The organism is Desulfocicer vacuolatum DSM 3385, assembly GCF_900176365.1.
In the GTDB taxonomy this organism is placed as follows: Bacteria; Desulfobacterota; Desulfobacteria; order Desulfobacterales; family Desulfobacteraceae; genus Desulfocicer; species Desulfocicer vacuolatum.
The window spans coordinates 1-20,880 of the sequence record NZ_FWXY01000030.1; the positions used below are offsets into that span (position 1 = coordinate 1).

Genomic DNA, 20,880 nt, shown 5'->3' on the forward strand with positions numbered 1-20,880 from the left:
ATTGACCTCCTTTCGCATTTGTATGTTATGGGAATCATTATACCGCGAATGGTGATTCAACAAAACCTTTTTGGTTCTGGCTTGTCCAGGTTAGGTGTTTTTATAATAGACTTTCATTATTTGTTGTGATGCAGCGCATCATGGCCGTTATATACAATGCAGCCTCCAAGATAACCTAAGGCAGAGCCGCCCCCCGACGGGCAATAGGAACCGGACAATTGAGCTGTCTACAGTTCCGGTCCGGGACCATTGCCCGTCGGGGGGCGGCGGTATAATACCATTTGGCTCCGCGTCTACGACCCTATATTTGTTGTGTCCTACAGGAGATGCCCGTTATATCAAATGCCTCGCAGATCTGGGGTGTATTTCAAGTTTTGTTGTGAACAGGCCGAGGCCAGAATACGGTCTGCCCGTGGCAGTTATATAATCACATTAAACAAATATCCCACCAATAAAATTCCCAGGCCCACCACACCAATAAACACAGCAATGAGACGGGGTTTTAACACCTTTCGCAAAATAACCATTTCAGGCAAAGACAGGGCAATGACACTCATCATAAATGCCAGCACCGTACCAAGGGCTGCACCCTTTCCCAGCAACGCCTCCACCACGGGAATAATCCCGGCGGCATTGGAATACATGGGAACCCCAATGGTAACAGCCAGGGGCACGGACCACCACGACCCCTTGCCCATGATGGAAGCCATGAGATCCTGGGGCACAAACCCGTGGATGCCCGCCCCAACACCAATGCCGATGATGACATAGATCCACACCCGGCCGATGATTTCTTTTACCGCTTCCCATCCATATACAACACGATCCGGCCAGGTCAGTTTTTCATCTTCCATGGTTCCATCCTGAACTTTTACGGCAGTGACCCAGTCTTCGATGTGATTTTCAAGTCCCATGCGGCCAATGGCCCATCCAGCCCCAATGGCCACAAACAAACCAGTCCCCATGTAAATGGCCGCCACCTTCCAGCCCAGAAGACCGTACAGCAATCCCAGGGCAATCTCATTGACCATGGGCGCTGCAATAAGAAAGGAAAACGTCACTCCAAGCGGCACTCCGGCGGTGACAAATCCGATGAACAGCGGCACAGCAGAACAGGAACAAAAAGGGGTGACAATGCCCAGCAGGGCCGCCATGACATTACCGGCAAACTCACTGCGCCCGGATAACATGGCACGGGTTTTTTCCGGGGTAAAAAAACTTCGGATAATCCCCACCCCGAACACCACAAGAAAGAGCAGCATCATCACTTTCGGGGTATCATAGAAAAAAAATTCAATGGATGCCCCCAGGTGGGAGCCTTTTTCAATGCCAAAAAGGCCATAGGTGAGCCATGCAGACACGGATGCCAGCTTGCCGTAGATGATCCACCAAAGATAAATACCCACTGCTGCAGCCGCCGCATAAAGATATAATGGACGATTTGCCGCCCGGGAAGAAGTGGTCTGATTGCCATTGGCTGTGATTTGATCTGTCATGTTGTTCTCCAAAATTTAACCTTGACCATAAACGCCTGGATATTTGCCAGGCGTTATGGGAATTATGTCTGAAATTCGGGCACATTAAATCTACAAATAGCCATATATCTATTTGATTACATATAAACATCCCGTTTTTTTGTGGTGTATTATAATATATCTGAAATACTCCGCAAACCGGGGGGATATTTCAAGCTTTGTTGTGGGCAGCATCGGATCAAAATACGGTCTGCCCGTGGCAGTTATACTGTTTTTGTGGTTGACGGAACTACAGGGTGAGCAATGTCAGCAGATATTCTCCCGCCGGATAAGGGGCAGGGACGATATCAACGCCTTTATTTCCGGATCATCCTCCATCCAGTGACGCAGATTCCCAAGAAAGGTGGCTGCATAGGGGCTAAAACTTCCGTCTGCCAAGGAATAATTCACCCATTTTTCATCCCGGGAAGAAGTCACAAGCCCTGCCCCCTCCAGCACTTTCAGATGTTTTGACACCGTGGGCTGGGCCAGGCCCAGGGCGCCGGTGATTTCACACACACACATCACCTTGTGCTGGAGCATTTTTAAAATTTTTACCCGGTTGGGATCGGACATTGCCTTGCTTACATCAACAAATAATTTCATATTTCCCCTCATATTCTTTTTTTGGAATATATAACCACAAAAGAAGTCTGTCAACACAAGAAATTCAAAAAGCACCGGAATATGCTAAAAAAAGTTCAAAAGAGAAAAGGGGACAATTTAACCATGAGAGCCTGTTAAAAAACAGACTCTCAAACAATCAAAATTTTCTGGAATGCTCACCAGGGAAGCCATGGGATGATGATGACAATAATGGCGATGAACTAATTTAAAACAAGACGAGTGCGTTGAGCTTGTCAGGATGATGATGACAATAATGGCGATGAACACTTCAAACATTTCTACAGGGCCTGGGCCGTTCTGCTGATAATTTCTTCCTGGTGATCTTTATCCAAATCCACAAAATAATCGCTGTAGCCTGCCACCCGAACCAGTAAATTGCGGTACGCATCCGGGGTCTGCTGGGCTGATCGGAGGGTTTTTGTATCCATCACATTAAACTGAATATGATGCCCCCCAAGGCCAAAATAGGTTCGAATCAGTCCGGCCATTTTCTTAAGATCTTTGTCCGTTGAAAGCACAGATGGTAAAAATCGCTGATTGAGCAGGGTCCCGCCGGATCTTACCTGGTCCATCTTGGCCAGAGAGTTGATAACGGCGGTGGGACCGTTGCGGTCGGCACCGTGGGAGGGTGAGGTGCCGTCGGATTGGGGGGTATGGGCCTTTCGGCCATTGGGGGTGGCCCCCAGCATTTTTCCAAAATAGACATGGCAGGTGGTGGAGAGCATGTTTAACCGATAACAGGTGCCCTTGGTGTTGGGTCTGCCGTCAATGGTTTTCAAAAGGCTGTGATAAACCTGCTGCATGATGGTATCAGCCCTGTTGTCATCATTGCCGAAAAAAGGGGTCCGGTTCCAGAGTTTCAGGCGAAGGGCCTCAGCCCCCTTAAAATTATTTAAAAGGGCTTTCAAAAGCGCATCCATGGTAACAGAGCCATGATCAAACACATGGGTTTTAATGGCAGAAAGGCTGTCGGTCACCGTGCCGATGCCGCAACACTGGATGTAGTTTGTGTTATATTTCGGGCCACCGTCGTAGTAATCCCGTCCTTTTTCAATGCATCCCTCAATGAGCACAGAAAGCAGGGGTGCCGGGCAATACCTGGCATACATCCGCTCAATATAGTTGTTCACTGCGATTTTCAAATCCACGATGTGCGCCAGCTGATGTTGGAACGCCCCATACAGCTCGTCATAACTTTTAAAGGTTCCAGGATCTCCGGTGTCAATGCCCACCATCTTTCCTGTAAGGGGGTCCACACCATTGTTCAGGGTGATCTCCAGAATTTTGGGCACATTGAGATACCCGGTGAGGATATAGGCTTCCTTGCCAAAGGCCCCGGTTTCGATACAGCCGCTGGTGCCCCCCTCCCTTGCGTCTTCAATGGTTTTTCCCATGCCCACCTGTTCCATGATCACGGTATCGGTGTTAAACACAGATGGATAGCCATACCCTTTACGGATCACCCGGGTGGCAGCATCCAACAGCCGATCCGGGGTTTTGACGCTGATGTGCACCGACGGCTGGGGTTGCAGCAGAGACAGCTCATCTGCCACCTCCAGGGCAATGAAAGAGACCTCAGAGCTGCCGTCGGTGCCGTCGGGTTTCAGCCCACCCAGGTTGATCTGGGTAAAATCATTGTAAGTACCGCTCTCCCTGGCAGTCACCCCCACCTTTGGCGGAGCCGTGTGGTTGTTGATTTTTATCCAAAGACAGGCCAGCAGCTCCTTGGCACGTTCTCTGTCAATGCTTCCATCTGCCAGCTCTTTTTCATAAAAAGGGGCCAGATGCTGGTCCAGGTGACCCGGAGACATGGCATCCCATCCATTAAGTTCCGTGATGGTGCCCAGATGAACAAACCAGTACATCTGGATTGCCTCATGGAAAGTCTGCGGGGCATGCTCCGGAACCCGTTTACAAACCCGGGCGATTTCCAACAATTCCTGTTTTCGCATCGTATCAGATGCTTTGTTTGCCATCTTTTTTGCCAGATCAGCGTGGCGGCGGGCAAACATAATCACAGCATCACAGGCAATTTCCATGGCGTGCAGCGTTTCAAACCGATCCGGGGCCTTGGGATCATTAATATAATCCAGCACATTGATCTGTTCCTGTATTTTAGCCTTAAAATCCGCCATGCCAAGCCCATAAATTCTGCCGTCCAGGGCCGTGTGTCCAGGGGCCCGTTGTTCCATAAATTCTGTGAAAAGACCTGCTTTATAAGCATTTTTCCAGTCTTGGGGCACATTGTTGAAAATTCTGTCCCGGATGGAACGTCCCTTCCAATAGGGGATCACCGATTCTCCATAGGTCTTGATATCGGCCGGATTCACCCGATAACGGGTCATGGGGCGCTGCCTTAGAGTCTCAAGGTCAGCTGTGCTGTGGCAGGTGAGTTCAGGAAAGGTGGGAACGGCCTTGGGGCCGGGTCCCCGTTCCCCCACAATGAGCTCTTTGTCTCCAATATAAAGTGTTTTTTCTTCACAAAGTTTTTTAAAAAATCTGGCCCGGAGCACGGGCAGGGAATATTTACCGGCATTTTCCCGGTAAAACCGGGTCTCTAAAAGGGCACGTTCAATGGAAATAAAAGGTGTTGCATTAAAGCTTTGCTCTCTTAAATATTCAATTCTGGTGTTCATGATTATCCTCCCTTGAAGACCCTTAACCCCAGTCTCTCAAGCTGTTCAACACATCTTTTTATATCTTTTCCCTTGGGTTTCCTGAAAGTAAAAGGTGACAGGGGCATTCCCAGTTTATCATATTTTGATGATGCCATTTCATGATAAACAAGAAGATCCACCCGGCTTTCCGGTGCAACCCCGGCAATGAACCTGCCTGTTTTTTCAATATTTTCAGGATCACTGTTCACCCCTTCAATCAAAGGGATGCGAAACCGGATCTCTTTATCCATCCGGGCAAGAAGGCGGATATTCTCAAGGATCAATCCATTGGACACTCCAGTGAATTTTTCATGAACATCACTGTCCATATGTTTAATGTCCACAAGAAAAAGATCTGTCAATGCAGCCACGTCTTTCACCAGCTCTGCTTTTGCATGGACACAGGTATCAACTGCTCTGTGGATACCTGATTTTTTGCACACCGTCAGGAGTTCCAGCAACAAATGGGGCTGATAAAGGGGCTCTCCCCCGGAAAAGGTGACCCCGCCCCCGGATTGATCATAAAACACAATATCTTTTTTGATCTCTTCCATGATGACATTGACATCTGCCTCCCGACCGGTGGATTCATGGGCCAGGGCCGGACAGATATCAACACAATGGCCGCACGCAACGCAACGCTCCCCATCCCTTATAATTTCTCCATTTTTAAGGAACAATGCCCCGGAGATGCACTCATCCAGGCATTGGCCACAAGCGATACACTTATTTTTTATCCAGATTCTGTCAATGAATAAAGAGATCCCCTCTGGATTGTGGCACCAGGCGCACCGCAAGGGGCAGCCTTTGAAGAACACGGTTGTCCTGATGTTGGGGCCATCATGGATGGCATATTTTTTTATGGCAAAGATACGTCCCATGCCGTCATCCCATCTTTTTTTTAATTTTTTACCAAGAAGTATGCTTCTGAATTTTTAATTTAAGAGGAGAGGTGTCACCGTAACTGACTGTCTTTACTGCCACGTCGGTTAAATCCGGTTTGTGCGCTCTGGTGTTTTTCCAGTTCTGACTGGCAGTTGATACACAGACGAACCCCGGGGATGGCCCTTTGCCGGGCCTCGGGTATGGGTTCATCACAGGCTTCACAATGGGTTATCTCTTCCTCTCCCGCCCGGGGTAATCGGCTCCTTGCCAATGTTACCGCATCATTAACACTTGCATCTATTTGCTCTTGTACCGCCCCGTCCCGGGCCCATCCCACAGCCATAATTTATCACCCATCTGTTGCTTGAATAAATGGTCATAATTAAAGTAACTCAACTTTCGGGCTTCATTTCAAAGCCGGCATTTTTAAATGTACCGATGGGCTCAGTGTACCGACGGGGTCAGGCTTTTGTTATTGATGTTATCGACCAAGGCCTTTGCCAACGAAAAAAACCTCGATAATGTCAATAACGAAAGCCTGACCCCACCACGAAATGCGAACACCGAAAGTTGAGAAAGTAATATATCCAGACATTATCTCATATTCACCCAAGCCTGGCCAACTTAAAAGAATATTAAAAACAACTTTCTACCCGGGTGTTTATCTGTTATAATGAAATTTATATTTTTTTTCGGGCTTGATCGCACAAAGAACCATTTTTCAAGTGGCTGACAGTGCGCTCGAGCCCTTTTTTTAAGGGGCATCTGCCTGATTTAAGGCAGCTTGTCACCACACATTTAAACCCGGGAGAACCCAACATAATGACGGATACAATCAAATCCGGAGATACGATCAGAGTCGCTTACACAGGTAAATTTGAAAATGGTGAAATTTTTGACACTTCAGAGGGTCGGGAAGGGCTGAAATTCACCGTGGGAACAGGCCAGCTGATCAAAGGATTTGATCAGGCGGTTGTGGGCATGGCCGTGGGCGACAAAAAAAGCGTCACCATCCCACCGGAAGATGGATATGGCCTGCGGGACGAAAACAGAATCATTGAAATTCCGGCAGAGTCCGTACCGGAAGAGATGACATTGGAAGTGGGAATGCAGCTGCAGCTCACCGATCCCAATGGCAATCCAGCCATGGCCACAGTGGCAGAAGTAGGGGAAAAGGCCATTAAAATGGACGTCAACCATTTTCTGGCAGGCAAAACTTTGGTATTTGACATTGAAATTGAAGAGATGGGCCTGGAACCGGATGTTCAGCAATGTGGCACTGGATGCGACAGCGGATGTGATACAGACAAGGGTTGTGGATGTGACTGCGGCTGTGGTGACTGATGCACACCCAAAAAGCCACACCGTTTAAAACGCTTCCTTGAAAGTCAAAACCCGGGAAAGCCTTGTCCGGTGCAGCTTTTTTAAATTTATTCATGATCAAGTCCTGAAAGGATCAAAACGCATTCCCCAGGGACTTGATCATTAAATATTCTTTCTGATGTGCGTTGAACCTGGATATCATTTTGATCCGGCTCAGTTCACAAACTAACGCCGGGCCCGTGGAGCATTGGATCTACCTTGGTAACCCTTTCTCCGGGAATTGGTCCGGGGACGTGCAGCCGGCCGAGGCGTTGCTCCGGCCTTTTCCAGTTCAAATCCATCCATCATCGTAACAGGGATATCGTGCTTGAGCAGCCGCTGGATATCTTTTAACTGTTTTTGCTCATCCCGGCACACCAGTGACAATGCCATACCCGTGGCACCGGCCCGTCCGGTGCGGCCAATGCGATGGACATAATCTTCCGGCACATTGGGCAAATCAAAATTGACCACATGGGGCAACATATCAATGTCAAGTCCCCTTGCTGCAATATCCGTTGCCACAAGGGTTCTGATTTTTTCACTCTTAAAATCGGCCAGGGCCCGGGTCCGGGCCGTCTGACTCTTGTTGCCGTGGATGGCCGCCGCACCAATACCGTCCTGGATCAACTGTTTGGTCAAACGGTTGGCACCATGCTTGGTGCGGGTAAACACCAGTACCTTGTTCCACTCTCCGGTTCTGATCAAAGTGGAAAGCAATTGCCGTTTCTGGGTTCTTGCCACGGGATAAACAGTCTGGGAAACACCGTCTGCGGCTTTATTGGAGGCTGACACCTCAATGATTTCCGGTGAATTCAAAAGGGAATCGGCAAGCCGTTTAATATCTGTAGAATAGGTGGCGGAAAAAAGCATGTTCTGACGACGTTTCGGCAAAAGTTTTAATACTTTTCTGATATCATGGATAAAACCCATGTCCAGCATGCGATCCGCTTCGTCCAGCACAAGAATTTCCACCCGGGAAAGATCCAGGGTTTTTCGTCCGGCATGGTCCAAAAGGCGTCCCGGTGTGGCCACCATGATATCCACGCCCCGGCGAAGGCGATCAATCTGGGGATTAATCCCCACTCCGCCAAACACCACAGTGGACTTTAAAGACAGACCCCGTCCCAGGCTTTCAATATTGGCATGGACTTGGGCTGCCAGCTCCCGGGTGGGGGCCAGCACCAGACATCTGGGTGAACATCCTTTTCCCCTGGTACGATCCAGAAGCTGAAGAACGGGCAGGCCAAAGGCCGCTGTTTTACCGGTACCGGTCTGTGCTCCGGCAAGCACATCTTTTCTTTTGAGAATGGCCGGAATTGCTCGATCCTGAATAGGGGTGGGGACTTTGTAGCCCTCGGCGGCAACGGCACGTAACAGTTCGGCCCTGAGGCCAAATTTTTCAAATGACATATATAGTATAATCCTGAATCCGCCCCCCCACCATGGTGGGCCAGTCCAGGCGAAATAAATATTATTGCATGAATTGAGGTTGGAATAACCGCGACACTGCAGGCACTGACTGGGAGGTGCTAAAGAAAAAGAGTATAATAACACACCTGAAAATTTTAAAATACAAAATTATTTAAAAACCACTATTTATTTTTTTTAAACACCGATATCCAAAATAACTCGCCAGTCATAAGCTCTCCAGTTTGACGCCACATAATCTATTCCTTTAAAATTAAATATATCCCATGTGGTATGAGAAATGAGAACTTCGGACTCATGAAAAAATAAATGTTCGGGTTGGTAATGTAAAATCTCATCAGTACCCTATGTGCGTTTGTTTGGGACTGCTCAGTAAATCAAATATCAGGCAAACAGGCCCAAATAAATAAAAATGGAATCCCAGGCGATCATTTACTATGATAAACAGAGAAAGCCCTATAATAATAGGCTTTTACTTGACAAACAACGCGGTGACATCTAATTAAAGGTAGTGTGCAAGAGTCCTCAAATGCGGCATAATACCATTATAAATAATCTTAGTGCCGTTAAAACATATATTTTTTTAGGAAACGCCCGGTAAAATAGAAAATTTTTCAAGCTTTACTGTGGATGGACCAAGTTCAAAACGAGGTACGACCGTTGTTGTTATCAAAAAGATAATATTACAGGCCTATCCAGGATAGCCTCCAACAAACCGGGTCATGAAAAAAATAAAAAGGAGGGCTTGGTCATAAACTGGGCCACTATAGGTGAAATAAAATTTTATTATCCACAAAGCACTGTAATTATAGATATTAACTTTTGCAGCTAAAATTTTATCACAAGATGGCCCACGTTATGATCAACCCCAAAAAGGACAAATAAAAGGAGTGGCGTGGGAATACTGAAATTTTCCGTACCGGAAATCTTTCTGGGCCGGAACAGCATGAAATATGCCGGTGTGTGTGCAAGGCGCCTGGGGGCAAAAAAGATTTTTTTTGTATCTGATCCCGGTCTTGAAAGTACAGGATGGGTGGATGCCGTTTTTGACATTTTTGACCATGAAAAACTTAAATGGGTTTACTATTCTGATATATCCTCCAACCCCAGGGACTCACAGATTGAAGAAGGGGCACGGCTTTATGAAAAACATGGATGTGACGTGGTATTTGCCCTGGGGGGCGGCAGCCCCATGGATGCAGCCAAGGGAATCGCCCTTGTTACCAGCAACGGGGGCCGGGTTCATGATTACGAGGGGGCCAACCGTATCCAAAAACCCCTTCCGCCCATGGTGTTCATGCCCTCCACTGCCAGCAGCGGATCGGATGTTTCCCAGTTTGCCATTATAACGGATATGGAACGCCAGGTAAAAATGTCCATCATCAGCCGTACCCTGGTTCCCAATGTCTCCATCATTGACCCCACCCTGCTGACCACTAAACCAAGGGATCTGATCATAGCAGCGGCTGTGGATGCCCTGTCCCATGCTGTGGAAGCCCATGTTTCCAGACTTGCATTTCCCCTGACGGAAGTGCACTCCCTGCGGGCCATTGAACTGATCATGAAATATCTTCCCCTGACCCTGGAAGACAACAGCCTTGCCAACCTGGAACAGCTTAGCATTGCCGGCACTTCTGCAGCCATGGCTTTTAGCAATGCAAGTCTTGGCATTGACCATGCCCTGGCCCACACACTGGGGGGGGTACTTGATGTCTTGCACGGCATTATCCACCCCATTTTACTGCCCAGTGTCATGCGCTACAACCTGCCCAAATGCGTTGATAAACTGGCAGAAATCGGCAAGGTAATGATCGGCGGTTCCATGGGCTCCCCGGAAGCCACGGCCCTGGCCGGGATTGAAGCCCTTGAGAACTATTTTAAAAGTCTTGGGGTGAGCACACGGTTACGGGACATTGTCCCGGAACGTTCAAAAATTCCCCAGATATGCGAAATGGCCACCTTTGATTCGTGTCTGCTCAGTAATCCCCGGGAAGCCGACGCAGAAGATATGATGAGCATCTGCCACGATGCCTGGTAATCCGGCAAACACCGTCATTTTTACAACCGCCACGGGCAGACCTTATTTTATCCGGCTCTGCCCACAACAAAGCTTGAAATACGCCTTAAATTTTCGGAGTATTTCATATAAAAAAATGGTAGTCCTGCATTTATATGATGATTTCAATCTAAGGTTCTCAGTCCACGCCATGGCCCCGGTGTTTGAGATACATTGACAAAAGAGGCATCATCACCTCGGTGCAGGACTACCAAAAAAATTAGGTCCGGAAGCATGACCGGGAAACGATATTATGAATAAGCCCACAACTCTGGAAGATATCATCGGGCTGGAGTACACCAAACTTGGTTTTTTTGGAGAAGTCAAAAAAAACATGGCCAAACTCCAGGCCACCAATCGAAAATTAGAACGAAAGCAGCGGAAACTTGAGGCTATTTTTGGCGGTATTTCCGATGTCATGGTGATTCTTTCTGCCAATTTTACCATTATTTCCACAAACGACCTTTTTTCCACTGTTTTTAAGCATGCCAGTCCCAGGGGACATTTCTGCTATGAAATTTTCAAAAAACGGGACTGTCCCTGTAGCGACTGCCCCATTTCCAAAGCCCGGCAAACAAATAAAGTGTGCAGAAAAACCATGGCCCTTGACATAGAAGACAAGCATTATCAATTTGATGTCACGGTATCTCCCCTGCGGGATGCCAAAAAAAAGGCCTTTAGATTTCTTGTTTTAATGCGGGATGTCACCCGGGAAAAAGAGTACCAATCAAAATACAGCCATTCTAAAAAAATGGCCACAGTGGGTGCCCTGGCTGCCGGGGTGGCCCATGAAATCAACAATCCCTTAACCTCCATCAGCGGATTTACCAAGGGGCTGCAAAGAAGATTGCCCATACTGAACAAAAACCTGCAGGATACAGAAGAAAACCAGGCACTTATGGAGGATTTTACGGAATACATAGACACCATTCTCACCGAGTGTGATCGATGCCGTGATATTGTCCAGGGGCTTTTAACCTTCAGCCCCAGAAAAAAGGTGGATTTTACCTCCCTGAATCTGAAACGAATTGTCACAGGGGTATTAAGGCTTTTGCATCATCGTTTTAAGGAAAATCCCCAGGTGGCCATTACATTGAAAGCAGAAAAAAATATCCCCCATATCATGGGAAATGCAGCGGAACTCAAACAGGTGATTCTCAATCTTATCTGCAATTCCCTTGATGCCGTTGATGGACAAGGTTTCCTTGAACTGCGTCTTTACCAAAAGGAAAATCAAATAATCTTTTCCATTGAGGACGATGGCTGCGGCATTGATCCTGAAATCATGGATCAGCTGTTTGATCCCTTTTTTACCACCAAACCCATTGGGCAGGGCATTGGCATTGGTCTTTCCACCTGCTACAATATTATCCGACAACACCAGGGAGAGCTCCTTGTGAAAAGTAATAAAAAAGAAGGCGCGGTTTTCACCATGATCCTTCCACACCCCGATGAGGTGATGTCATGACATCCACAGACGATGGCATGAAAATTCTGGTGGTGGACGATGAAAAATCCATCCGAAGACTTTTACAAAAAGAAATGGCCTCGCCCCGGCGCAATATCACCACAGCGGGCACAGCGGCAGAGGCCTTGGCAACTGTGGCAAAAGACAGCTTTGACATCATCATCCTGGATATTAATCTGCCCGATGCCAACGGCATTGAGCTCATGAGCCGTTTCCAGGAATCCATTCTGGCTGTACAGATTATTCTGATCACAGGATATGCGGATGTGGATGATGCCGTAAATGCCATGAAAATCGGTGCCTATGATTACATTACCAAACCCTTTGATCTGGATCGGCTGGAACTTGTTGTGGAAAAAGCCTACCAGAAGGTAAGGCTCAAAAGAGAGCAGGTCCTGAAACGCCAGGGGATGGAACAAAAGAGAAAAGCCCCCAGACTCATTGTGGGGCACTCGGCTGCCACAGATCAAATTCGCTACCTCATTGACAAAGTAGCCCCCACATCGGTGCCGGTACTCATCACCGGAGAAAGCGGCACCGGGAAAAATGTGGTGGCCCGGCAGCTTCATTCCCAGAGCCTTCGGGCGGACCAGCCCCTTATCACCAAGAACTGTGCCACCCTCCAGGAGGAGTTGATTCGAAGTGAGCTGTTTGGATACTGTAAAGGAGCATTTACCGGCGCAGAAAAATCCCGTAACGGTCTTCTGGCCATGTCAGACAAAGGAACTTTATTTCTGGATGAAATCGGGGAACTTTCCGTGGGCGTCCAAGCCTCATTGCTGCGGGTCATGGAGAACCAGACCTTCCGGCCGGTGGGGGATAAAAATGAAATCAAAGTGGATATACGATTTATGTTTGCCACAAACAGAGATCTTAAAGAAGAGGTGGCACAGGGACGCTTTAACGAAGCGCTTTTCCATCGGCTCAACGTATTTACCCTGAAAATTTTACCCCTGCGCCAGAGAAAAGAGGAGCTTCCTGTGCTGGTGGACTATTTTCTGTCCCATTTGAGTCCCGGGGATGAACCCTATAAAATTTCTCCCAATGCCATGGCCTGTCTCATGGCCTATGACTGGCCCGGCAATGTCCGGGAATTGAGAAACGTCATGGAAAGGGGGTGCATTCTGGCAGAAAACAACACCATCACCGAACGTGGGCTGCCCATGGAACTGGTGGAACAAATGACTGATTTTTCTGCCACTTCTCCCTTTATTTCCTTAAAAGAATTGGAAAAACAGCATATTTTAAAAGTGATGCACCATGTGGAGGACAACCGCTGTAAGGCTGCGGAAATTCTGGGAATCGGCAGAAAAACCCTTTATCGAAAACTGCAAAGTTTTGAAAGCAGATGAAAAAAGAATGGGGAAGAAAATATAGCACATTTTCTTCCCCACCTTTTCCCCTTTACCACGGTAAATATTCAGTCAGCACCCCATGTTCACTTGCTTTGATCTACTCACATAACATTGGTATGCTGCGCAGCCCCAAACAGGCGAGAGGCACTGCCCAAACATTTACATCACCAAACCAAATATTTATTTACCACGACAATCACTTCAACTTAAATTAAAATATTTTGGCCACCTGGAGCTCTTCTTCGGTGAAGTCCCATGTGGTATTGTGCGGTGCAAACTCTTTATCGAACATTTCCGGCAACTGATCATCCTTTTTGGTGAATCCTGCTCTAAGATTAAATTCATTTTCATTTTCAAGGATGGAAATTCCCAAAGCCACCACATCATCCGGTGTCAGATCAAGGCCATAATGGGCATTGAGCATATCCACAATGAGCTGAACTCCGTTGTCGTTGTCCAGAACGGCAAAGGCCACAAACAGACAAAGACCTGCGGCATCAATGGCCGCCGTGGCCACCTGGAGATTTTTGGATAATTCCACCTGACCCTCTTTTTTCAGCGGATCAACCGTGCCGCCCACCCCAAGGATATTGGCAGTAACACCATAACCTGCAGTGTGGTCCGCGCCCATGGGAGTGGTGGCATAGGTAACCCCAACGCCTTTCACAGAACGGGGATCATAGGCCGGAAGGGCCTGGCGTTTCACCACAGGGATGCGATCAACCCCCAGGGCATCTCCGGTGAATGCAGCGCCGTTGCCCAGGATTTTTCCATTTCCCGTGCCTTTGGCCACTTCGTGGATCAATTCAATACATGCCTTGCCGTCGCCCCACTCAAGAAGGCCGCCGTCCATGGCAACCCCCAATGCCACACCCGTATCAATGGTGTCCAGGCCATAATCGTCGCACAGGCGATCCATCATGGCGATATCATCCAAATCCTTTACCATGGTGTGGGCACCAAATGCCCAGAGGGTTTCATATTCAAATCCGGAGGTGAGCTGTTTTCCATCTTTACCATGGTACACCTGGGAGCATTTAATCACGCAACCCGGATGGCAGCCTTCAGAAACAATGCCCCCCCTGGCTTCCATGTTTTCCACCATTTTTTCACCGCTGATATCCTGAGCATGTTCAAAACGACCGGTCCTGAAATTTTTGGTGGGTAACGCTCCGGCTTCGTTGATGACATTTACCAGCACAGCGGTGCCAAGGCCGGGAAGGCCCTGCCCGGTAACCGGATGTTCCCTTAAAATTTTTACCCATGCTTTATTGGCTGCTTTAAATGCTTCGGGATCTGCCTGGGGAATTCTGCCGCAGCCCTTGTCATCCACAACAATGGCCTTTATTTTTTTAGACCCCATAACCGCACCCAAACCGCCACGCCCAACGGCACGACCCGGTCGTCCCTTGGGATCTGCCTGTTGCATGCTTGCAGCCTTAAGGCGCTGCTCACCGGCCTGGCCAATGCTCATGATGCCGGTGTTTTTCCCATATTTTGCCCAAAGCTTTTCCATGATCTCATAATTGCCCATGCCCACATATTCATCTGCGGGCAAAAGCGCAACACTGTCTTTTTTAATCACGATCATGTAATAATTATCATCTTCGGGCTTATCTTCTAAAACCAGGGCCGTAATACCAAGGCGGGCCAGTTTCTGGGAAATGAGCCCCCCGGAATTACTTTCTTTAATTCCGCCGGTGAGGGGGGATTTCCCCCCCACGGAAAGACGTCCGGAATTGGCTGCAGGCGTACCGGACAACAACCCCGGTGCCAGGACAAGCTTATTTGATTCCCCCAGGGGATGACAGGTGGCAGGCACTTCATCTAAAATCATTTTAGAGGTCAAGGCCCTTCCGCCGAGCCCCTGTAGAGACTCCGGGACTGCCTCAAAAACAAATTGTCTTTGTTTTGTATTAATTCTGAGTATTTTTCCCATTCTTTTCCTTTTATTCAGACCCGGAAAACAACAAATCCGGCGGTCTCTTATTTGGTCTTATTTGGTAATGACGTAAATATTCGCCTTAATAATGTAAATGATTGGCCACAGGCGGACCGTGGCAGCTTTTATATACAATGCAGCCTCCAAGTTTACCCCGGCAGAGCTCCCCCCGGGCAATAGGAACCGGCCAATTAAGCTGTCTACAGTTTCGGGCCGGGCCCATTGCCCGTCGGGGGGGGCGGCGGCATAATGCCATTTTCAATATTCGTTGTGTCCGCCAGGAGATGCCCGTTTATATGAAATACTCCTCAAATCAGAGACGTATGTAAGCTTCATTGTGGGCAGACCGAGGTCAGAATGCGGTCCGCCAGTGGCGGTTATCAAAAAATCGTCTTACAATGCAGCTTTATAGATATTTACAACATCGTCCAGGGAAGGTCTTCTGGGGTTGGTGGCACCACAGGCATCTTTCTGGGCATTTTCAGCCATGACCACAAGATCCTGCTCTTTTACACCAAGCTCTGTGAGATTGGCAGGAATTCCCACATCCGCAGACAGGGTCTGGATGGCAGATAGCGCTTTTTCCGCAGCTTCCCGGGTGGAAAGTCCTGTGATATTTTCCCCCAGTGCCACGGCAATGTCAGCAAATCGATCCAGTTTGGCAATGAGGTTAAAGCGGGAAACATGGGGCAGGAGAATGGCATTGCACACCCCATGGGGAAGATCATAGAAACCACCCAATTGATGCGCCATGGCATGGACATGGCCCAGGCTTGCGTTGTTAAATGCCATACCGGCAAGATATTCTGCATAGGCCATTTTATCCCGGGCATCAACATCTTCGCCATTGGCCACAGCCTGACGCAGATTCCCGGCAATCAGCTCAATGGCCTTAATGGCACAGGCATCCGTAACAGGGGTGGCAATGGTGGACACATAGGCTTCAACGGAATGGGTCAGGGCATCCATACCTGTGGCAGCGGTGAGAAAAGAGGGCATGCCAAGCATCAAAAGAGGATCATTAATGGCAATGGTGGGGGTGACCCGCCAGTCAACAATGGCCATTTTTACTTTTCTGCCGGTGTCGGTGATGATGCAAAACCGTGTCATTTCGCTGCCGGTACCGGCTGTGGTGTTGATGGCGATGAAGGGAGGCATGGCTTTGGTGGACTGGTCAACGCCTTCGTAGTCGTGGATGGTTCCACCGTTGGTGGCCACAATACCGATACCCTTACCACAGTCATGGGCACTGCCGCCCCCCAAAGTAATGATCATGTCACAACCACTGTCCTGGTATAATTTAAGGCCTTGTGCAACATTGTTGTCTGTGGGATTGGGAACAGTGTCATCATACACAACGGCATCCACGCCAACATCTTCTTTAATCATATCGCAGATCTGCCGGGTCAAGCCACAGGCTGTAATTCCCTTGTCTGCCACCAGAAACGGTTTTGTTACGCCAAGGGTTTTCATCTGAGCGCCCAATTGCTTGTGAGATCCAATGCCCATGAGGGTTACTGTGGGAATAAAAAATCCGTATACTGCTTCGCCGTTTGACATGTTAAAGCTCCTTTGCGCACATGGTTATTTAATGGAACCATGCTGTGCATTAAGTTAACGAATGAAGACTCGCCCCCTGGGGCAAGACCAGTTGTGTGAACGTTTCGCTTTAACATTGCAATACAAAGACCAGATAGAGTGTTTTTTTACAAAAAAAAATCACAACCAGCCTTATTGCCATAACGCATTAATTTTAATAGATAAAAACAAATAAATTTTTCAAACGAAAAAGAAAACATCTAAACAGATTTCATAAAATTCCTTTTTAAACAGGGCAATTTGACCCGTCTTCTAATTTTGATGGGGCATTTTTCCCAAAATATTTTTTTAAATTTGATCGGCAGATTTTTCTATAGCTGCCATGGGCAGCCCGTATTCTGATCTGGCTCTGACCACAGCGAAGCTTGAAGTACGCCTCTGATTTGCGGAGTATTTCATATGAGTTCACATGGCTATAAATAGCTGGCAGAACAAAAACTGCAACCGGCATCACGCTTGGTGCTGTTCAAATCCGGGAATGGCAAAGCGTTTTTCCAGGGAATTGAGTATCCAGGTGGCCATAGAGACCAACAGCAGGTACACAGCCCCCACAATGGAGAAAACCTCCACATATTTAAAAGAGGCAGATGCCAGAATTTTCCCCTGGCCCGTGAGTTCAATGCAGGTAACCATGTAAGCCAGTGAGGAATATTTAATAAGATAGATGATCTCATTGCCGCACCCGGGCAATGCCCGTCGCAATGCCTGGGGCAGCACCACATGAACCACGGTTTGAAGCTGGGTAAATCCAATGGCCCTGGCCCCGGCAAGCTGTCCCTGTTTGATGGAAAGTAATGCCCCCCGGATGTATTCTGACTGGTAGGCACCGCTGCAAAGGGAAAAGGTCACCACCGAGGCCCAGTAGGGGCTCAAATAAATACCCATGCGGGGAAGGCCAAAGTACCATATATACAACTGTATTAATAAGGGAAACCCACGGAATAAAAGAACATAGGTGTCCCCCGCAAATTTCACAACCCGATGGCCGTAAACCCTGGCTGTGGCGGAAAGCACCCCCATGCACACCCCGAATATGGCCGATGGAACAATCAATAAAACACTGATCCAGGTTCCCTTCATCAATGCCGGCATGACATCATTTTGAATATATAAGAGTTCATCCATGATCATTCACCGCCGATTTCCGCAATTCTGGCACAGAAGTCCCGGGTTCGGGTGGCAGCCCCTTGTGCCAGTAATTCATCTGGAGAACCCTGCTCAACAATGCGGCCTTTTTCCATGAATATAATTTCATCTGCCAATGATCTGGCAAACCCGATCTGGTGGGTGGCCATGATCATGGTCATTCCCCCTTTGCCCAGATCCCGAATAACGGACTGCACCTCACCGATGAGTTCCGGGTCCAGGGCCGATGTGGGTTCATCCAGCAACATCACCCTGGGGTCCATGGCCAGGGCCCGGGCAATGGAAACCCGCTGTTTCTGACCGCCGGAAAGCTGGGCCGGGTATTGATTGGCCTGGTCCTTGAGGCCCACACGATCAAGCTCCGCCATGGCCCGCTCTGTTGCTGCTTTCTTTTTCATGCCCAGCACTTTAATCATGCCGATCTCCACGTTGGCAAGGGCAGTGAGATGATCAAAGAGATTAAAATCCTGGAATATCATCCCCACCTGACGTCGATGGGTGCATAGCTCCCGTTTATCGGAAGGGTTCACCCTGTTTCCTGCCAGGGTAATGCTTCCCTTGTCCGGCATGACCAAAAAATTGACGGTCTGTAAAAAGGTACTTTTCCCACCGCCAGAGGGGCCGATGATTACCTTTATCTCTCCTTTTTTAATGGAAAGGGAGACATCGTGCAGTATGGTATTTGTCCCAAAACTTTTGGTGACATGATTAATCTCCAAAATGGGCTCAGTGTCTGTTTTCATGGCTTTCCTTTAGAACGTGCACAAAGGCTGTGAGAGGGAATCTCACGGATTCATTTCACCAAATCTTCCTATTGGGAACAGCCTGGAATGGTGACTTTTTTGTGCAATATATTCAATGCTTTGGTTCCGATGTAAGTAAATATGAGAAAAATAAATCCCGCAGCCAGGTATATGGCCAGGTGCTCATATGTCCGGGATGCAATGTGATGGGCCCGGGACATAAGCTCTGTCACGCCCAGGGCATAGGTCACAGCAGAATCCTTGAGCAAGATGGCATACTCATTGGTCCAGCCGGGGATGGACAATCGAAAGGCCTGGGGTAAGATAATAAAAACAATGGCCTTGGTGTCGCTCATGCCCAATGCCCTGGCCGCTTTCATCTGTCCCTGGGACAAAGAGGATATGGCCCCCCTTAAAATTTGGGACTGGTAAGCCGAGCTGATCAAGCCCAGCACCATGGTGGCCACCATAAACGCAGAGACATTGATATCAAGCCATGTAAACAGCCCAAAATAAAATAAAAACAAAAATACCAATAGGGGAATTCCCCGGAAAAACCAGACATATATACCGATAATCCTGCGAAGGAAGCGATTCCCATACACCTGTCCCACTGCCAGGGGAAGGCCCAGCATAAAACCAAATAACATGGCAGAAAGAACCACGATGACGTTCACCACCGCACCCTGAAGCATATAGGGCAATCCCTGTTGAATCACAAGCAGACTTTTTATCATAGGACCTGTTCCAGATTCATGAATATTTACTTTACCAACTCGAATATTGACTTTTTTACTCAACTTTCGGTGTTCGCATTTCGTGGTGGCAGGTCAAATCCCAATATGATCCGCACGTGGCGGTTATATCAGGGAGGAGAGATTACCGCCATTGAAAAACAAGAACAGCCCGATCTATAAAAGATCGGGCCGATGATTGAATAGAAAGCCGCCACAACAGCGTTATCATACCCGGATTGTCATGCCCGGGCAGCTGCGCAAGTGGCCACATTGTAATAACGGCGGTCACGCCCCATTATCAATGCACTTTATATTTTTCGTTCAATTCTTTCCAATAGGGGTCTGCCATGAGTTTTGTCAATCCCTCATTGAGCATGTTCAAAAGATCTGTATCTTCCTTGCGAACAGCATAGGCTGTTTCATCATCGGGTTGTCCATACCGCCCAATGGTCTTGATGGGCAATCCCTTATCCATGGCTTCCTGGGCAGAAATTTCTGAGGCAACCGTACACTGGATACGTCCATTGACAAGATCTTCCATGGCAAGGGGGGCAGAATCATAGTGATGCAGGGTAAATTTTTTCCCTTTTTTAACCAAGTTTTCTTCAACCCATTTGGCCTCGGAGGTGCCACGCTGTATGCCCCACTGGATTTTTCCCTCTTTGCACGCATCCACTGTCAAGTCAGAATCTTTCTTTACCACCAGCATCATCACTGTTTTGTGATAAGACTGGGTGAAATTAACTTCCTGGCGCCGTTCCGGGGTAACACTCATGCCGGAGGCAATGAAATCAATCTTTTTTGCCTTTAAACTGGGGATAATGGCAGCCCAGTCCGTGGGCTGGTGTTTAACTTCAAAGCCCATCTCCTTGGCAATCCACTCCACAGCTTTCACATCCATGCCATCGGGTGTTCCGGTTTCATCAATGTAGGAAAAAGGCGGATAGTTGGCATCAATACCGTTTATAAAAACCTTATCTCCGGCAAGGGCAGAACCAATGCCCGCAGTGACCATGGTCACCATCATCAACATTGTGAGAAAAATTCTCTTTTTCATCTTGTTACCTCTTCATGGATCATTTTATGATCATTATTCAACATCAAAAAAATAGATGTGGGTCATCTTTTGCCCGGAATAATTTTGCGTAAAAATAAATTTCCGAGCCTTTCATCCTTAAAATGACCGGGCATTAAACTTAGGAACTTTATATCAACAAGCCCACCACTGTCAATGCCTGGCACATGGAAAAAACAAATGCAGCCCAAGCCATATTATCACACAATTTTTTTGCCGGTTTTTACAACAGCATCCCCACGGGCTGTTCATCATAACGGACAATTCATCCGTATAACTGCCA

General features: G+C 47.9%; 16 protein-coding genes. 4 read left to right on the forward strand and 12 right to left on the reverse strand.

What is annotated here, in order from left to right:
- Positions 1-419: 419 nt before the first annotated feature.
- From B9A32_RS18685 to B9A32_RS18705, 5 genes are all read right to left on the reverse strand, one after another.
- Positions 420-1,496 carry a permease gene (locus tag B9A32_RS18685; RefSeq protein WP_084071485.1) on the reverse strand — a complete coding sequence of 359 codons (1,077 nt, stop codon included), beginning with the start codon at positions 1,494-1,496 and terminating at the stop codon, positions 420-422.
- Between the two features lie 285 nt (positions 1,497-1,781).
- A complete protein-coding gene (locus B9A32_RS18690) occupies positions 1,782-2,120 on the reverse strand; it encodes an ArsR/SmtB family transcription factor (RefSeq protein ID WP_084071486.1) in 339 nt (112 codons plus the stop codon).
- Positions 2,121-2,419: 299 nt separating this feature from the next.
- Complete coding sequence (hypD, locus tag B9A32_RS18695; RefSeq protein ID WP_084071487.1) at positions 2,420-4,777, reverse strand: trans-4-hydroxy-L-proline dehydratase; 2,358 nt, start codon at positions 4,775-4,777, stop codon at positions 2,420-2,422.
- Between the two features lie 2 nt (positions 4,778-4,779).
- Positions 4,780-5,679, reverse strand: a complete 900-nt coding sequence (locus B9A32_RS18700) for a glycyl-radical enzyme activating protein (protein WP_084071488.1) — start codon at positions 5,677-5,679, stop codon at positions 4,780-4,782.
- A gap of 74 nt (positions 5,680-5,753) precedes the next feature.
- The gene (locus B9A32_RS18705) at positions 5,754-6,026 is read right to left on the reverse strand and encodes a DksA/TraR family C4-type zinc finger protein (protein WP_084071489.1); all 273 of its coding nucleotides are present in this window, start codon (positions 6,024-6,026) and stop codon (positions 5,754-5,756) included.
- Between the two features lie 479 nt (positions 6,027-6,505).
- Between B9A32_RS18705 and B9A32_RS18710 the strand changes: the two genes are divergently transcribed.
- The gene (locus B9A32_RS18710) at positions 6,506-7,027 is read left to right on the forward strand and encodes an FKBP-type peptidyl-prolyl cis-trans isomerase (protein ID WP_084071490.1); all 522 of its coding nucleotides are present in this window, start codon (positions 6,506-6,508) and stop codon (positions 7,025-7,027) included.
- A 204-nt stretch (positions 7,028-7,231) separates the two neighbouring features.
- Here B9A32_RS18710 and B9A32_RS18715 read toward each other — a convergent pair whose 3' ends face one another.
- Complete coding sequence (locus B9A32_RS18715; RefSeq protein WP_084071491.1) at positions 7,232-8,458, reverse strand: DEAD/DEAH box helicase; 1,227 nt, start codon at positions 8,456-8,458, stop codon at positions 7,232-7,234.
- A 913-nt stretch (positions 8,459-9,371) separates the two neighbouring features.
- Between B9A32_RS18715 and B9A32_RS18720 the strand changes: the two genes are divergently transcribed.
- The 3 genes from B9A32_RS18720 (at position 9,372) to B9A32_RS18730 (ending at position 13,352) form a co-directional block, all read left to right on the forward strand.
- Positions 9,372-10,514, forward strand: a complete 1,143-nt coding sequence (locus B9A32_RS18720) for an iron-containing alcohol dehydrogenase (protein WP_084071492.1) — start codon at positions 9,372-9,374, stop codon at positions 10,512-10,514.
- Positions 10,515-10,785: 271 nt separating this feature from the next.
- Complete coding sequence (locus B9A32_RS18725) at positions 10,786-12,000, forward strand: PAS domain-containing sensor histidine kinase (RefSeq protein ID WP_084071493.1); 1,215 nt, start codon at positions 10,786-10,788, stop codon at positions 11,998-12,000.
- On the forward strand, positions 11,997-13,352 hold the full coding sequence (locus B9A32_RS18730; protein WP_084071494.1) for a sigma-54-dependent transcriptional regulator: 1,356 nt from the start codon (positions 11,997-11,999) through the stop codon (positions 13,350-13,352). The genes B9A32_RS18725 and B9A32_RS18730 overlap by 4 nt, the downstream gene beginning before the upstream one ends.
- A gap of 214 nt (positions 13,353-13,566) precedes the next feature.
- On the opposite strand, the gene B9A32_RS18735 is transcribed toward B9A32_RS18730, so the two are convergent.
- The 6 genes from B9A32_RS18735 to B9A32_RS18765 all read right to left on the reverse strand — a co-directional run bounded on the left by B9A32_RS18735 (position 13,567) and on the right by B9A32_RS18765 (position 20,579).
- A complete protein-coding gene (locus B9A32_RS18735) occupies positions 13,567-15,294 on the reverse strand; it encodes an aldehyde ferredoxin oxidoreductase family protein (protein WP_084071495.1) in 1,728 nt (575 codons plus the stop codon).
- A gap of 396 nt (positions 15,295-15,690) precedes the next feature.
- Positions 15,691-16,857 carry an iron-containing alcohol dehydrogenase gene (locus B9A32_RS18745; protein WP_084071497.1) on the reverse strand — a complete coding sequence of 389 codons (1,167 nt, stop codon included), beginning with the start codon at positions 16,855-16,857 and terminating at the stop codon, positions 15,691-15,693.
- A 489-nt stretch (positions 16,858-17,346) separates the two neighbouring features.
- Complete coding sequence (locus B9A32_RS18750; RefSeq protein WP_084071518.1) at positions 17,347-18,021, reverse strand: amino acid ABC transporter permease; 675 nt, start codon at positions 18,019-18,021, stop codon at positions 17,347-17,349.
- A 2-nt stretch (positions 18,022-18,023) separates the two neighbouring features.
- Positions 18,024-18,785: an amino acid ABC transporter ATP-binding protein gene (locus B9A32_RS18755; protein ID WP_084071498.1), complete on the reverse strand. Its 762-nt coding sequence runs from the start codon at positions 18,783-18,785 to the stop codon at positions 18,024-18,026.
- A gap of 68 nt (positions 18,786-18,853) precedes the next feature.
- On the reverse strand, positions 18,854-19,522 hold the full coding sequence (locus B9A32_RS18760) for an amino acid ABC transporter permease (RefSeq protein ID WP_084071499.1): 669 nt from the start codon (positions 19,520-19,522) through the stop codon (positions 18,854-18,856).
- A 298-nt stretch (positions 19,523-19,820) separates the two neighbouring features.
- The gene (locus B9A32_RS18765; protein WP_084071500.1) at positions 19,821-20,579 is read right to left on the reverse strand and encodes an ABC transporter substrate-binding protein; all 759 of its coding nucleotides are present in this window, start codon (positions 20,577-20,579) and stop codon (positions 19,821-19,823) included.
- Positions 20,580-20,880 lie beyond the last annotated feature (301 nt).